Below are 13,502 nucleotides of genomic sequence, written 5' to 3' on the forward strand. Positions count from 1 at the left end.
GCACGGGCCTACCATCGGTTTTTTGCCGTCCTGCGGAGACCCCGATGAAACTGCGTCATGCCCTGCTGCCACTGAGCCTGCTGGCTGCCCTGCCCAGCGTTGCCGCTGCCCGTGGCCTGGAAGTCCGCGACATGGTGGCCATGGACCGCGTCTCCGCGCCGGTACTGACCACGGACGGTGGCACTGTGGTGTTCGCCAAGCGCAGCGTGGACGCCAACCTGAAGGCCTCCACCGCGCTGTTCGCGCGCAACCTGCGCACGCGTGACGCGGCCCCGCCGAAGCAGATCACCCCGGCCGGCTGGAGCGTCAATTCCGCGTCGCTGTCGGCCGATGGCCAGACCGTGTATTTCCTCAGTGCCAAGAACGGCAGCCAGCAGCTGTACGCGCAGCCGATCAACGGCGGCACCCCGCGCCAGCTGACCGACTTCCCGGTGGACGTTGACAGCTACCACGTGTCACCGCAGGACGACCGCGTGCTGTTCAGTGCCGGCGTGTTCCAGGCCTGTGCCTCGGATCTGGCCTGCACCGAGAAGAAGCTGAAGGAAAAGAAGGACGCCAAGGCCAGCGGCCAAGTGTGGGATTCGCTGTTCGTGCGCCACTGGGATGCCTGGAACGACGGCCGCCGCAACACCCTGTTCGTGGCACCGCTGCCGGCAGCCAAGGCCGGCGCGGTCAAGGGCGCCTCGGCGCTGAGCGCGACCATCGACGGCGATGCACCGTCCAAGCCGTTCGGTGGCAATGACGATTTCGCGTGGTCGCCGGATGGCGCCAGCGTGGTGGCCAGCATCCGCGTGGCCGGCAAGCAGGAGCCGTGGTCGACCAACTTCGACCTGTACCGCTTCGACGCTGCGGGCAAGCAGGCGCCGGTCAATCTGACCGCCTCCAATCCGGCCTGGGATGCCGGCCCGGTGTTCAGTGCCGACGGCAAGACCCTGTTCTACCGTGCGATGAAGCGCCCGGGCTTCGAGGCCGACCGTTTCGGCCTGATGGCGATGGACCTGGCCAGCGGCAAGAGCCGTGAGATCGCGCCGCAATGGGATCGCTCGGCGGGCGGCATCACCCTGTCCGCCGACGGCGCCAGCATCTACACCACCGCCGATGACCTCGGCGAGCACCCGCTGTTCCAGATCGACGTGGCCAGCGGCAAGGCCACCAAGCTGATCGGCGACGGCAGCGTGACCTCGGTGGACGTGGCCGGCACCAGCGTGGCGATCACCCGCAACAGCCTGAAGAGCAACGACCAGGTGCTGGTCGGCCTGCTGCCGGCCGCCGGCGAAGCCATCGGCGAGCTGCGCGCGCTGACCCCGGCCGCTGGCGACGTGCTCAAGGACGTCAGCTTCGGTGACTACGAACAGTTCGAGTTCAAGGGCTGGAACAACGACACCGTGCACGGCTATGTGGTCAAGCCGCACAACTACCAGGAAGGCAAGTCGTACCCGGTCGCGTTCCTGATCCACGGCGGCCCGCAGGGCAGCTTCGGCAATGGCTGGAGCTACCGCTGGAATCCGCAGACCTATGCGGGCCAGGGCTACGCCGTGGTGATGATCGACTTCCACGGCTCCACCGGCTATGGCCAGGCCTTCACCGATGCGATCAGCCAGCACTGGGGCGACCGCCCGCTGGAAGACCTGCAGAAGGGATGGGATGCGGCGCTGAAGAAGTATTCCTTCCTCAACGGTGACAAGGCCTGTGCGCTGGGCGCCAGCTACGGCGGCTTCATGGTCAACTGGATCGCCGGCAACTGGAACGGCCCGTTCAAGTGCCTGGTCAACCATGACGGCGTGTTCGACCAGCGCATGATGGGCTACGCCACCGAAGAACTGTGGTTCACCGAGTGGGAGCAGGGCGGTACGCCGTACCAGAAGGCGGCGAACTACGAGAAGTTCAACCCGGTCAACCACGTGGCGGACTGGAAGAAGCCGATCCTGGTCATCCACGGCCAGCAGGACTTCCGTATTCCGGTCGAGCAGGGCCTGGCCGCGTTCACTGCTGCCCAGCGCCAGGGCATCGAATCGAAGTTCCTGTACTTCCCGGATGAAAACCACTGGGTGCTGAAGCCGAACAACAGCATCCTGTGGCATGACACCGTCAATGCCTGGCTGAAGCAGCACATCGGCAACTGATGACTGCAGCGCCGCCCTTCGGGGCGGCGCTTTTGTTTCGCCATCTGCTGTACCGGTGGGTGCCGACCGTTGGTCGGCACACCTTCCTGATCTGCCGCCAACAGCAGCCGGCCAGCGGCCGGCTCTACCCAGAGCGCCTGCATGCCCTCGACCGCCCTGATCCAGAACGACATCGTCGTCTTCGGTTTGATCGCCGCCACCCTGGGCGCCGTGTTCTGGACCGCCTCGCGCGAGCAGGGCCTGTGGAAACGCTTCTACACCTTCGTGCCGGCACTGCTGCTGTGCTACCTGATTCCCGGCATCTACAACACCGTCGGCCTGATCGACGGCCAGAACACCAAGCTCTACAACCCGATCGCACGCGACATCCTGCTGCCGGCAGCGCTGATCCTGCTGACCCTGGCGGTGGACATCAAAGGCATCCTGCGGCTCGGCCCGAAGCTGGTGCTGATGTACCTGGGTGCGTCCGCCAGCATCATGCTGGGTGCGGTGGTGGCGTTCCTGGTGATGCGCGCGATCCATCCCGACACCGTGGCCGGTGACACCTGGGCCGGCATGGCCGCACTGGCCGGCAGCTGGATCGGCGGCGGGGCCAACATGCTGGCGATGCGCGAAGTGTTCGACGTCAACGCCACCACGTTCGGCCAGTTCGCGGTGGTCGATGTCGGTGTCGGTTACGTGTGGATGGCCGCGCTGATCTTCCTGGCCGGGCGCGCAGCGAAGATCGACGCGCGCAGCGGTGCCGACACGTCGGCCATCGATGAGCTGAAGGAGCGCATCGCGCGCTTCCAGGCCGAGCATGAGCGCGTTCCCAGCCTCACCGACCTGATGCTGATCGTGGCAGTGGCCTTCGGCGGCGTGGGTCTGTCACAAGCGATCGGTGCGCCGCTGGCAGCATGGTTCAAGGCCAATGTCAGCTGGGCCCCGCAGTTCAGCCTGGATGCGCCGTTCGTGTGGGTGGTGGTGCTGTCGACCACGCTGGGCCTGAGCCTGAGCTTCACCCGTGCACGCACGCTGGAAGGTGCGGGCGCCTCGCGGCTGGGTTCGCTGCTGCTGTACTTCCTGATTGCCTGCATCGGCATGCAGATGGATCTGCTGGCGCTGCTGGACCGCCCGTGGCTGTTCCTGCTCGGCCTGATCTGGATTGCCGTGCACATCGCGCTGCTGTGGTGCCTGGGCAAGCTGCTGAAGGTGCCGTTCTTCTATTTCGCGATCGGTTCGCAGTCGAACATCGGTGGCCCGGCTTCGGCGCCGGTGGTGGCTGCAGCCTTCCATCCGGCCCTGGCGCCGGTGGGCGTGTTGCTGGGCACGATGGGCTACGCCACCGGCACCTACCTGGCCTACATCGTCGGCATTACCCTGCGCGCGCTGGCAGGGCAGGGCTGATGGGGTAGTGCCGGCCGCTGGCCGGCAACCAGGTAATGCTGCACGGGTTCATGAGGTTGCCGGCCAACGGCCGGCATTACCGATGCGTTACGCCACCGGCAATCCGCGTTCGATCAACCACGCCTTCGCGTCTTCGGCATCCTGCTCGAACCACGCCTGTGTCGACCCCAGCCGATACGTATACCCCCAGGCATCCATGTCGGCCATCAACCGCGCACTGCCAACGCCAGGCAGCTGCCCGGCCAGCACGATCTGCAGGTAGCAGGTGGCATCTTCCTCGGCCACCGAGTCGGTGGCGTCGGTATGCACCTGCGCACGCCGCTCCGGCGGTAGCACGATCAGGTGGCAGGCTTCGTGCAGCATCGAGTGCACGGGCGTGTCATCGCGCACGTACACGTTGCTGGCGATGATGCCGGCCTCGGGCTCGCCCCAGTAGCTGCCGGGAATCGGTTCACCGGCCGCGACGTGGTGCAGCTGCAGGCCATGCGCGGCGAGCAGGCACTGCGCATCAGCGAAGGCGATGTCGCCCACGCAGGTGATGTCCACGGCGGTTGTTGTATCGGTCATGCGGGTCAGGCAGCCCCGCCCGTGCAGGCACGGGCGGGGCAGAGCTTCAGGGTTTGTCCGGGCCTTCAGGCAGCGCCACGGAGATGTCCAGCACATCGTGCTGGCCATCCTTCACCAGGTCGACCTTCACTGCATCGACGTCGATGTTCACGTACTTCTTGATCACTTCCAGCAGCTCGCGCTGCAGCAGCGGCAGGTAATCGGGGCCGCCGCGGTTGCTGCGCTCCTGCGCGATGATGATCTGCAGGCGGTTCTTGGCGGTTTCGGCGGTGGTCTTCTTCGCTTTGAGGAAATCAAACAGGCCCATGCTTACCCTCCGAACAGCTTGCTGAAGAAGCCCTTCTTCTCGACGTTGGTGAAGCGCATCGGGCGTTCTTCGCCAAGGATGCGCGCGACGGCGTCGTCGTAGGCCTGGCCGGCTGCGGACTCGACATCCAGGATGACCGGCTCGCCCTTGTTGGAGGCGTTGAGCACGTCACCCGACTCGGGGATCACGCCAATCGCCTTCAGGCCGAGCACTTCCTCGACGTCGGCGATGCTGAGCATCTCGCCGCTTTCCACGCGCAGCGGGGTGTAGCGGGTCAGCAGCAGGAAGGCCGGCACGTCCTGGCCGGACTCGGCCTTGTGGGTCTTCGAGTCGAGCAGGCCGATGATGCGGTCCGAGTCGCGCACCGACGACACTTCCGGGTTCACCACCACCACCGCACGGTCGGCGAAGTACATCGCCAGGAAGGCGCCCTTCTCGATGCCGGCCGGGGAGTCGCAGATGATGTAGTCGAAGCCGTCGGCGGCCAGGTCCTTCAGGACCTTGCCCACGCCTTCCTGGGTCAGTGCGTCCTTGTCGCGGGTCTGCGAGGCGGCCAGCACGTACAGGTTCTCGAAGCGCTTGTCCTTGATCAGGGCCTGCTTGAGGGTCGCTTCGCCGTGCACGACGTTGACGAAGTCGTACACCACGCGGCGTTCGCAGCCCATGATCAGGTCGAGGTTGCGCAGGCCGACGTCGAAGTCGATCACCGCCACCTTCTTGCCGCGCCGTGCCAGGCCGCAGGCCAGGCTCGCGCTGGAAGTGGTCTTGCCGACGCCGCCCTTGCCGGAGGTGACTACGATGATTTCAGCCAAAGGACTTCTCCTGATGATTCTGTTTGGGTGCTGCGTCAGTCCAGCGCAGCGATCTTGATCTGGTCCTGTTCCAGCCACACCTGCACGGCCTTGCCGCGCAGGGAGTCCGGGACATCGTCCAGTACCTTGTAGTGGCCTGCAATGGCGACCAGTTCCGCATGGAAATCACGGCAGAAGATGCGTGCCGCGGTGTTGCCCTGTGCCCCCGCCAGCGCGCGGCCGCGCAGGGTGCCGTAGATGTGGATGCTGCCATCGGCGATGACCTCGGCGCCGGCGCCGACGGTGGCCATCACGGTCAGGTCGCAGTTTTCTGCGTACAGCTGCTGGCCCGAACGCACGTTGCCCAGCTGCATGCGGCCCGGCTGCGGTGCGGCGGCGTCGGCAACCTTGGCCACCGGCGTGGCCGGTGCCGGCTTCGGTTCGGCACGGGCTGCGCGACGCGGTTCCGGCGCGGGCGGCGGCGGCGGGGCCGGCTCGGCCTCGGCACGCTCGTACTGGGCGCGGAACTTGGCCAGCAGTGGCAGCCCGAGCTGCTGCGAGAGCAGGTCGACCGCGCTGGTGCCATAGGCCAGCGCCACCGGCAGCACGCCGGCACTGCGCAGGCCATCGACCAGCGCCTGCGCGGTGGCCACGTCCGGCACCTGGCTCAGGCCGCCGAAGTCGAGGATCACCGCGGCGCGGCCGAACAGTTTCGGCGCACGGGTGACGCGTTCGCGCATTTCCTGCACGAGGCGTTCGACATCAAGGGTACGGATGCGCAGGTTGGCGATGCCCACCTGGCCGATCTTCAGTTCACCGGCCTGTTCGTAATCGAAATTCACCGCCACGCTCAGGTCCCCGTCGGCCGCTGTGCCTGCGCCGGCAGATGCCGGGCACGTGTCCATGCCACATCCGGCAGCTTGCCGCCGTAGGTCTCCTGGACCCACGGGTAGCTGCACAGTTCCTTGGCCAGCATGCTGGCGCGCACGTCGACCTGCGGCATGGTGTTCTGGCCCAGCTCGCGGAAGCCGAAGCTGCCGTGGAAGAGCAGGGCGGCATCGGCGCCATGGTCGAGGAAGACTTCGCAGGTCATCTGCGGGAAGCGCAGCTCGGCAAAGCTCTGCGCGTCGGCATAGAACGCACGGCCGACGCCACCGCCACGACGGCGGCTGGCGACCACGATGCGGTCGATATAGAAGAACGGGGTGTCCAGCTGCTGCTTGAACCAGGCGAAGTTGCTGCTGTCGTGCTGGCTGTCGCTGCCGAAGCCGATCAGGAAGCCGGCCAGGTTGCCGTCGCGCTCGGCGACGCGGAAATACTCAGCGGTTTCGTAGAACAGGCGCAGGCGGGCCGCATCCAGGGGAAGGATGGCCAGGCCAGCGTTGTTGTTCAAAGCCAGGACGGAATCGAGCTCGTGCTCGCGCACGTCGCGGATGACAATCGACATTGTGACTCCGTGGGGTAACGCGGTTGGTCCGTCAAATTGGACCCTGCGCACGATTATTGCATGCCCGGGGTGGGCTGCGGCATGAACAGGGGACCTCGGATGCATGACTTCCGTGGGAGTGCGCGACGCGGGCCGGGCCCGTAGAGTGCTGGCATGTTGGGAGTCCTCAGCCATACCCGCGTCCTCCGTCTGGCCGGCCTGTTTACCTGGGTCATGGTCGGCCTGCCACTGGCGTACTCGCAATTCGAGAACCTGCACAGCCGCAGCGATATGGGCAGCTGGGCGATCCTGTTGTTCGTCGCCTACCTGTCCTTCGGCGCCGCGTACTACTGGCTGACCCGCCTCCTGCGCAGTGACAGCGACAGTCACACCACCTGGCTGGACCGCGGCCTGCTGCTGCTGCTGACGGTTTCGGCGCTGGGCGTCAGTTTCCTCAGTGGTTCGGGCCTGGGCAGCATCCTGATGATGGTGGCTGCCGGCGTCATTCCGTGGATGCTGTCGGCGCGCCTGTGCGTGCTGTGGCTGCTGGTCAGCCAGCTGGCGGTGGCCCCGGTCTATTACATACTGCTGAACTTCCCGCTGTTCGAAGCCGTGATGCAATCGCTGCTGTATGGCGGCTTTTCCATGTTTATCTTCGTGACCAGCCTTGTCGCGAGACAGCAGACCCAGGCCCGCGACGAGCAGCGCAGGCTCAATTCGGAGCTGCGTGCCACTCGTGCCCTGCTGGCCGAAAGCGCTCGCGTCAACGAGCGAACCCGCATTTCGCGTGAGCTGCACGATCTTCTGGGGCATCAGCTGACCGCACTGACCCTGAACCTCGAAGTGGCCGGTCACCTGGCCGAGGGCCAGGCGCTGGACCATGTGAAGCGCTCGCATGCCTTGGCCAAGCTGCTGCTGGGCAACGTGCGTGAGGTGGTCAGCCAGCTGCGCGAGACCGGCGCCATCGATCTGGCGGCGGCGCTGCGCCCGCTGACCGAGAACGTGCCCTCGCTGGACATCCAGCTGGAGATCGAGGATCCGCTGAACGTGGAGGACCCGCAGCGGGCCCACGTGCTGCTGCGCTGTACCCAGGAGATCATCACCAACGCGGTGCGCCATGCCGGCGCCCGCCACCTGTGGATCAAGGTGTACCGTGAAGCCCCCGACCGGGTGGTGGTGGAGGCCCGCGACGACGGCGTCGGCGCGGATATGGTCAATGTGGGCAATGGTTTGCGCGGCATGCGCGAGCGCCTGCAACAATGTGGTGGCCAGCTGCAGGTCGAAACCCGTCCCGGTGAAGGCTTCCGGCTGCGGGCGACGGTGCCGGCAACGGTGCTGGTGGCCGCCCTTACCAAGGTTCCTGAAGGAGTGCGTTGATGATTCGCGTCTGCCTGGTCGACGACCAAACCCTGGTGCGGCAGGGAATCCGCTCCCTGCTGGCGCTCGACGACGGTATCGAGGTGGTGGCCGAGGCCGGCGATGGCCGGCAGGCGGTCGAACTGATACCGCAGGTGCGCCCCGACGTGGTGCTGATGGACATGCGCATGCCGGTGATGTCCGGGCTGGAGGCGCTGCAGGTGCTGTCGCGCCAGGAGCAGCTGCCACCGACCATCATCCTCACCACCTTCGATGACGACCAGCTGGTGCTGGCCGGGCTCAAGGCCGGAGCCAAGGGCTACCTGCTCAAGGACGTGACCCTGGCGCAGCTGGTCGGTGCCATCCGCACCGTGGCCGACGGCGGTTCGCTGGTGCAGCCGGCCGTGACCCAGCGCCTGCTGTCCGGCCTGGAGCACATGCGCAACGAGTTCGTCAGCCTGGACCGCCCGGACCCGTTGACCGACCGCGAGACCGAGATCCTGCGCCTGATGGCCAGTGGCTTCTCCAACAAGGAGATCGCCAACTCGCTGGGTGTGGCCGAAGGCACCATCAAGAACCACGTGTCCAACATCCTGTCCAAGCTGGGCGTGCGCGACCGTACGCGCGCCGTACTGAAGGCGTTCGAACTCCAGCTGGTCTGAGGAAAACCTTTTCAGGACAATGACTTGAGTTCCAGTCATGGCCCTCGGGTGGGGTTGCCCCCTACTTCACGGGTATCGGTATGCGGTACCCTTCGAATTCTTTGTCCATACAAATACGCAGCCGGCAGGGAAACCGGTGCGCCAATCCCGATAAACAATGCCCGCGAAGCCTGCTAGGATTGGCGCTTCGCTTCAATCAACCCGGCCGTGGGATCGGCCCCGGAGACTCTCTGAATGACCCGTATTATCGAGTTCCTGATCGCCTTGGGGATCGTGGCTGGCCTGTTCGTCATCATTGGCGTATGTCTGCCGGGCGAGCGTCACATCACCGAAAGCATCGAGACCAACCGCAAGATGACGATCGTGTACGACACGGTCAGCAGCCTGCGCCGCTTCAAGGACTGGAACCCGCTGGTACTGCGCGATCCCGCCGTTGAACTGAAGCTGTCCGGCCCGGCCTCCGGCGTCGGTGCCACTCTCGACTTCACCTCCAAGGACCTGGGCACCGGTTCCTGGAAGATCACCGAAGCCGAAGAGAACAAGCGTGTTGCGATCGCCATCGATGACGCCACCAAGGGTCACGACAAGATCACCACCTTCACGCTGGAGCCGACCGGCAAGGGTGGCCGCAACGTCAAGATCACCCAGGACTACTCGGTGAAGTACGGCTTCGACCTGTTCGGCCGTTATGCCGGCCTGTATGTCAGCCGCCAGATCGGCGACGACATCAAGATGGGTCTGTCGCGTATGGCCAACATGCTGGCCAGCGTCCCGAACGTGGACTACCGCACCCCGGAAGCCCCGCTGACCGATCTGGCCATCGTCAATGTGCCGGCTGAAGACCTGCTGGTCGTCAACGCCGGTAACGTGGACCGCGGTCAGGACACGATCACCAAGTCCATCAAGGACAACCAGGAGTGGATCAAGCGCGTGATGGAGGCCAACGGCCTTGAAGCCGCCGGTCCGTTCCGCATCATCACCACCGATTTCGGTCAGGAGAAGTACGCCTTCGATATCGCCCAGCCGGTGAAGAAGAAGGGTGCTGAAGGTGCCACCGCTGAAGAGCTGACCGTCAAGATCGACGGCGGCGCTCCGGTCAAGTACGTGCACGTGGCCCCGCACCGTTCGGCGCATGCCGCCTACACCGGCCACATGGCGGGTCTGGACGTGGCCCGCAACGGCCTGCGTGCCTGGGCTGTGACCAACGGTTCGGAAGTGGTCGATCGCCCGTACGAAACCTGGAAGGACGGTCTGGACAAGTCGTTCACCCCGGAAGCGACCTACGACATCTACTGGGCCGTCAAGTAAGCCTCGGCTGACCCATGTAGTGTTGGACACGAAAACGCGCCGCTCATTGCGGCGCGTTTTTTTTCATCTGGCGCCCGGCAAGGGCGCTGCGCAAGGAGCCCACATGTTCAATCTCGAACGTCGCGCACGTAAGCCATCACTGCTGGCCTGCCTGGGGGCGCTGCTGGCTGCCGCCTCTATCGGCCTGTCGGCCTATGCCTCGCACGGTGTGGCCGACCCGCTGGCGCAGCAGCATCTGAACATGGCGGCGCTCTATGCGTTCGCGCATGGCGCGGTACTGGTGGCGCTCGGGCCGCGCGCGCAGGGCGCGATCGCGCACCTGGCGTTGTACGTGCTGCTGCTGGGCGTGCTGCTGTTTTCCGGCAGCCTGGTGGGCGGTGCGTTGTGGCAGTGGCCGACACGGATGGCACCGATCGGTGGCACCAGCATGATGGCTGGATGGGTGCTGCTGGCGATCAATGCGTTGAGGCGGTGACGGTCGCAGGGCTGTCGCTCCGATCCATGCCGATGCGATCGTGATGGTCCATGGGCGTTACTTTTCTTTTCGCGCGAAAAGAAAAGTAACCAAAAGAAACGCGCCGCCGGCCGCGAGCCGGTGCTGCGCACCGGTCCCCTGCGCTCCTCGGCCCGTCGAGGGGCGGTGCGGGAACTCGCTGCGCTCAGACACCCGCACCTCTTCGCCCTCGCCGGACCTGCGGTGCTCGGCTCGCTTGAAGGCGGACCCAACAGCCGCGCGCTGATCCGTTGTAGAGGCTTCGAGCGAAGCGACCGGCTTCTGTCTTTGCCTTCTTGTTCCATCTCGTGGTGGGCGCGCGCGGAATCCGCCCGGACAGCTCCATGAAGTTCGCCGTGCAGCCGCCACGAGGGGCTCAGCCGTTGGCCGGTCTCCAGCACCAGTGCCAAGGTTCGTAGACGATCCCATGCGGGTTGTCGCGCGGGTAGCTCAGCTGGAAGCCATGCCCACCGGCATTCGCCTGCAGCCACGCAAACGCGTCGGTGGCTTCGAACGATTCTTCAGCCGGGGCGTCGCCCGGTGTACCGATGTCCAGCGCATGGCCGCTGTGGTGTTCACTGAAACCCGGTGCGGCATTCACCTTCAGGATCTCCGCCACGCTCAGGCCGCGCGCCAGCTTCCGTTCGAAGATGCCCAACTGGTAGGCATGGCTGCGGAAGCCGGAGATGGCGTCCAGCGCAATGCCATCCTGTGCCGCATGCAGTCGCATCCGTCGCCAGCCCTGCGCGGCGCCACGGCGCAGCCATAGCGGGCGGGCGAAGCGATCGCGGCCGGCAAAATGCAGCAGGCAGGGTTCGGGTTCCAGCGGCAGGCCGCTGTCGTCGGCGTAGCGCTGCGGGTCCAGGCCAAGCTGCTGCAGGCGCTGCTGCAACCCGGCCAGCGGCAGCCACTGATCTTCCAGTCCGGCGCCGAAGGGCCGTGCAGCCGCGGTGTCCAGCAGCGCCAGTGCATCCTCGACCCCGGGCTCGCGCGGCAGGCGCGGCACCATCGAATGCACGCCGTGCGGCAGTACCGCCGCCAGATAGCGGCCATCACGCTTGCGCCGCAGCACCCACTGCGCCTGCGACAGCAGGCGTGCATCCAGGTTGCTGCGTGCGCGCAACAGGTGGGCGGGCCACAGCTCGATGGCCTCGGAATTGATCAGCAGGGGCGGGCGTCGTTGCATCGCCTCAGCTTACTGCCGTGGTGCCGACGCGGCCACCTTGCGCAGCGCATCGAGCAGCGCCTGCGGCCGGTCCACGCTGAGCAGCAGCGTGCTGCCATCACTGACCGGCAGGGCGAGGACACGCGCACGGTCGGTGACCAGCGCGAAGCCCTTGCCGCCACCCTGCAGGCGGAAGTGGCCCGAGTAGAAGCCCGGCATTGAATAGCCATTGGTTTTGACACGGATGCCATAGCGGCGGTCACGCTGCAGGTCGACCACCTCGGCCTGGTCCAGCCGCAGCTGCGCCACCGGCACGCGCCGCCGGTACATCGTCGAGCGCACGTCCAGCACGTTGCCGGCCAGCTCCACCCGGCGGCGGAAGAATGCGGCCCCCAGCCCGACAGCGAGTACAGCGATGACGATCAGGCTCCATGCCGCACTGCCGCCCATCCGGAACCAGGGCGGCGACAGCGTAACTTCGATCCAGGGTGCGTTCGCCGGTGCCTTGTACAGCTGCGCATACAGGCAGGCCACGAAGGCAGCCAGCAGCGGCAGCACGATCCACAGCACGCGCAGCGGCGAACTCTCGGCCACGTCAAAGGATTTCGGGTCACTGCCGCCCATGGTTCAGGCCTCCTTCTTGAACACCAGCATCGCCGGGCGCATCGGCGCCGGGATGATGATGTTGACCAGCTCCCAGCCCAGCTGGCCCTGCCGGCTCAGCTCGGCCTGGACATCCTCGGCCTTGAGTACGCCCATCATGGAGGTCTTGACCTCGATGGTCTGGTAGCTCCAGCGCTTGCTCATTCCTTGTCCTCCGACGATGGCGTGGGTTTGGGCAGGCGTCCTGCCTTGCGCAGCGCGTCGCGCAGCACGTATTCGATCTGAGCGTTGAGGCTGCGCAGTTCGTCATCAGCCCAGCGCTGCGCCGCGGCCAGGACCTCGGCATTGATGCGCAGCGGATAGGCTTTCTTCTCACTCATGGGGGCTCCTGGCGGGGCGGTGGGGCGCCCCGTTGCGAGGGTGGCTCAGTACAGCGAGCCTGCATTGACGATCGGCTGGGTGCCGCGGTCCGAGCACAGCACGGTCAGCAGGTTGCTGACCATGTGCGCCTTGCGTTCCTCGTCCAGCTGCACCACGCCGTTCTTCTGCAGTTCGGCCAGGGCCATCTCGACCATGCCGACCGCACCGGCAACGATGCGCGTGCGTGCGGCGATCACCGCGTTGGCCTGCTGCCGCTGCAGCATCGCCTGGGCGATTTCAGCGGCGTAGGCGAGGTGGCTGATGCGCGCATCGATCACCTGCACGCCGGCGTCGGCCAGGCGCTCGGCCAGTTCGTTCTTCAGGTGCTGGGAAATCTCGCTGGCATGACTGCGCAGGGCCAGCTGGCCATCCTCATGCTGGTCGTAGGGGTAGCTGGTGGCCATCGCGCGCAGCGCCGATTCGGACTGGATGTGCACGAAGCTCTCGTAGTCGTCCACGTTGTAGACCGCCTCGGAGGCATCGACCACCTGCCAGACGATGACCGCGGCGATCTCGATCGGGCTGCCGTCCAGCTCGTTGACCTTCAGCTTGCCGCTCTCGAAGTTGCGCACGCGCTGGCTGACCCGGCGCTTGGCGTAGAAGGGGTTGTTCCAGCGCAGGCCGTTGTCCTTCACGGTGCCCACGTATTTGCCGAACAGGCTCAGCACCGCCGCCTGGTTGGGCTGGACGGTGTACAGGCCGGCCAGGGCTAAGATCGCCAGCGCCGCCACCAGGATGCCGGCCAGCATCAGCAGCAGGTTGGGGGAACCGGTGCTGGCCTTGGCTGCTACCCCCAGTACGAACAGGGCGCCGCCGGCGAGGGCGACAAGCAGGGCGCCGGCCAGCGTGCCGAGACCGTTGAGCGAAGACAGCGACTTCTCTTTCATGGCGGTAC

Annotated in this window: 16 protein-coding genes; 6 read left to right on the plus strand and 10 right to left on the minus strand. The window is 66.0% G+C overall.

Features of this window, described 5'->3' with window-relative positions:
* Positions 1 to 44: 44 nt before the first annotated feature.
* Entirely contained in the window at positions 45 to 2,123 is a 2,079-nt protein-coding gene (locus ACZK2R_RS05400) for a prolyl oligopeptidase family serine peptidase (protein ID WP_180838695.1), read from the plus strand.
* 141 nt (positions 2,124 to 2,264) lie between these two features.
* Positions 2,265 to 3,509, plus strand: coding sequence for a DUF819 family protein (locus tag ACZK2R_RS05405; protein ID WP_180838696.1), 1,245 nt, complete (start codon positions 2,265 to 2,267; stop codon positions 3,507 to 3,509).
* Between the two features lie 87 nt (positions 3,510 to 3,596).
* Here the strand turns inward: ACZK2R_RS05405 and ACZK2R_RS05410 are convergent, their stop codons facing one another.
* Genes ACZK2R_RS05410 through ACZK2R_RS05430 form a run of 5 tightly spaced genes read right to left on the minus strand, consistent with a single transcriptional unit; the run spans position 3,597 to position 6,621 of the window.
* Entirely contained in the window at positions 3,597 to 4,076 is a 480-nt protein-coding gene (locus ACZK2R_RS05410; RefSeq protein WP_049422782.1) for a hypothetical protein, read from the minus strand.
* Positions 4,077 to 4,122: 46 nt separating this feature from the next.
* Positions 4,123 to 4,383: a cell division topological specificity factor MinE gene (gene minE, locus ACZK2R_RS05415; RefSeq protein ID WP_004148073.1), complete on the minus strand. Its 261-nt coding sequence runs from the start codon at positions 4,381 to 4,383 to the stop codon at positions 4,123 to 4,125.
* Between the two features lie 2 nt (positions 4,384 to 4,385).
* Positions 4,386 to 5,195 (minus strand): septum site-determining protein MinD, encoded by an 810-nt coding sequence (minD, locus tag ACZK2R_RS05420; RefSeq protein ID WP_010483375.1) that lies wholly within the window; start codon positions 5,193 to 5,195, stop codon positions 4,386 to 4,388.
* Positions 5,196 to 5,230: 35 nt separating this feature from the next.
* Entirely contained in the window at positions 5,231 to 6,079 is an 849-nt protein-coding gene (gene minC, locus ACZK2R_RS05425) for a septum site-determining protein MinC (RefSeq protein ID WP_050509775.1), read from the minus strand.
* Positions 6,025 to 6,621 carry a GNAT family N-acetyltransferase gene (locus tag ACZK2R_RS05430; RefSeq protein ID WP_180838697.1) on the minus strand — a complete coding sequence of 199 codons (597 nt, stop codon included), beginning with the start codon at positions 6,619 to 6,621 and terminating at the stop codon, positions 6,025 to 6,027. Before ACZK2R_RS05430 ends, minC begins: the two co-directional genes overlap by 55 nt.
* A 153-nt stretch (positions 6,622 to 6,774) precedes the next feature.
* On the opposite strand from ACZK2R_RS05430, the gene ACZK2R_RS05435 reads away from it, so the two are divergent.
* The 4 genes from ACZK2R_RS05435 to ACZK2R_RS05450 all read left to right on the plus strand — a co-directional run bounded on the left by ACZK2R_RS05435 (position 6,775) and on the right by ACZK2R_RS05450 (position 10,401).
* Positions 6,775 to 7,977 (plus strand): sensor histidine kinase, encoded by a 1,203-nt coding sequence (locus ACZK2R_RS05435; protein ID WP_049461775.1) that lies wholly within the window; start codon positions 6,775 to 6,777, stop codon positions 7,975 to 7,977.
* Positions 7,977 to 8,618 (plus strand): response regulator, encoded by a 642-nt coding sequence (locus ACZK2R_RS05440; protein ID WP_006424175.1) that lies wholly within the window; start codon positions 7,977 to 7,979, stop codon positions 8,616 to 8,618. Before ACZK2R_RS05435 ends, ACZK2R_RS05440 begins: the two co-directional genes overlap by 1 nt.
* 234 nt (positions 8,619 to 8,852) lie before the next feature.
* On the plus strand, positions 8,853 to 9,926 hold the full coding sequence (locus ACZK2R_RS05445) for a polyketide cyclase (RefSeq protein WP_032127602.1): 1,074 nt from the start codon (positions 8,853 to 8,855) through the stop codon (positions 9,924 to 9,926).
* 103 nt (positions 9,927 to 10,029) lie between these two features.
* Complete coding sequence (locus ACZK2R_RS05450) at positions 10,030 to 10,401, plus strand: DUF423 domain-containing protein (protein ID WP_019659313.1); 372 nt, start codon at positions 10,030 to 10,032, stop codon at positions 10,399 to 10,401.
* Positions 10,402 to 10,795: 394 nt separating this feature from the next.
* Here the strand turns inward: ACZK2R_RS05450 and ACZK2R_RS05455 are convergent, their stop codons facing one another.
* From ACZK2R_RS05455 to ACZK2R_RS05475, 5 genes are read right to left on the minus strand one after another with little or no spacing between them, the layout of a single operon-like run.
* Positions 10,796 to 11,605: a M15 family metallopeptidase gene (locus ACZK2R_RS05455; RefSeq protein WP_180838698.1), complete on the minus strand. Its 810-nt coding sequence runs from the start codon at positions 11,603 to 11,605 to the stop codon at positions 10,796 to 10,798.
* Positions 11,606 to 11,614: 9 nt separating this feature from the next.
* Positions 11,615 to 12,208: a PH domain-containing protein gene (locus tag ACZK2R_RS05460; protein WP_180838699.1), complete on the minus strand. Its 594-nt coding sequence runs from the start codon at positions 12,206 to 12,208 to the stop codon at positions 11,615 to 11,617.
* 3 nt (positions 12,209 to 12,211) lie between these two features.
* Positions 12,212 to 12,391, minus strand: a complete 180-nt coding sequence (locus tag ACZK2R_RS05465) for a DUF4177 domain-containing protein (protein WP_032127598.1) — start codon at positions 12,389 to 12,391, stop codon at positions 12,212 to 12,214.
* Positions 12,388 to 12,567 carry a type II toxin-antitoxin system antitoxin gene (locus ACZK2R_RS05470; protein ID WP_065178114.1) on the minus strand — a complete coding sequence of 60 codons (180 nt, stop codon included), beginning with the start codon at positions 12,565 to 12,567 and terminating at the stop codon, positions 12,388 to 12,390. The genes ACZK2R_RS05465 and ACZK2R_RS05470 overlap by 4 nt, the downstream gene beginning before the upstream one ends.
* Before the next feature lie 45 nt (positions 12,568 to 12,612).
* Positions 12,613 to 13,494, minus strand: coding sequence for an SPFH domain-containing protein (locus ACZK2R_RS05475; RefSeq protein WP_180838700.1), 882 nt, complete (start codon positions 13,492 to 13,494; stop codon positions 12,613 to 12,615).
* Positions 13,495 to 13,502 lie beyond the last annotated feature (8 nt).

This window comes from Stenotrophomonas sp. 96582_Sma, assembly GCF_056480905.1.

Bases quoted from the DNA above. Each gene is read 5' to 3' on its own strand.
- ACZK2R_RS05400 (WP_180838695.1), top strand. From the start codon at position 45: ATGAAACTGCGTCATGCCCTGCTGCCACTGAGCCTGCTGGCTGCCCTG.
- ACZK2R_RS05445 (WP_032127602.1), top strand. From the start codon at position 8,853: ATGACCCGTATTATCGAGTTCCTGATCGCCTTGGGGATCGTGGCTGGC.
- ACZK2R_RS05465 (WP_032127598.1), bottom strand. From the start codon at position 12,391: ATGAGCAAGCGCTGGAGCTACCAGACCATCGAGGTCAAGACCTCCATG.
- ACZK2R_RS05435 (WP_049461775.1), top strand. From the start codon at position 6,775: ATGTTGGGAGTCCTCAGCCATACCCGCGTCCTCCGTCTGGCCGGCCTG.
- ACZK2R_RS05455 (WP_180838698.1), bottom strand. From the start codon at position 11,605: ATGCAACGACGCCCGCCCCTGCTGATCAATTCCGAGGCCATCGAGCTG.
- ACZK2R_RS05440 (WP_006424175.1), top strand. From the start codon at position 7,977: ATGATTCGCGTCTGCCTGGTCGACGACCAAACCCTGGTGCGGCAGGGA.
- ACZK2R_RS05430 (WP_180838697.1), bottom strand. From the start codon at position 6,621: ATGTCGATTGTCATCCGCGACGTGCGCGAGCACGAGCTCGATTCCGTC.
- ACZK2R_RS05405 (WP_180838696.1), top strand. From the start codon at position 2,265: ATGCCCTCGACCGCCCTGATCCAGAACGACATCGTCGTCTTCGGTTTG.
- ACZK2R_RS05475 (WP_180838700.1), bottom strand. From the start codon at position 13,494: ATGAAAGAGAAGTCGCTGTCTTCGCTCAACGGTCTCGGCACGCTGGCC.
- minE (WP_004148073.1), bottom strand. From the start codon at position 4,383: ATGGGCCTGTTTGATTTCCTCAAAGCGAAGAAGACCACCGCCGAAACC.
- ACZK2R_RS05470 (WP_065178114.1), bottom strand. From the start codon at position 12,567: ATGAGTGAGAAGAAAGCCTATCCGCTGCGCATCAATGCCGAGGTCCTG.
- ACZK2R_RS05410 (WP_049422782.1), bottom strand. From the start codon at position 4,076: ATGACCGATACAACAACCGCCGTGGACATCACCTGCGTGGGCGACATC.
- ACZK2R_RS05450 (WP_019659313.1), top strand. From the start codon at position 10,030: ATGTTCAATCTCGAACGTCGCGCACGTAAGCCATCACTGCTGGCCTGC.
- minC (WP_050509775.1), bottom strand. From the start codon at position 6,079: ATGGACACGTGCCCGGCATCTGCCGGCGCAGGCACAGCGGCCGACGGG.
- ACZK2R_RS05460 (WP_180838699.1), bottom strand. From the start codon at position 12,208: ATGGGCGGCAGTGACCCGAAATCCTTTGACGTGGCCGAGAGTTCGCCG.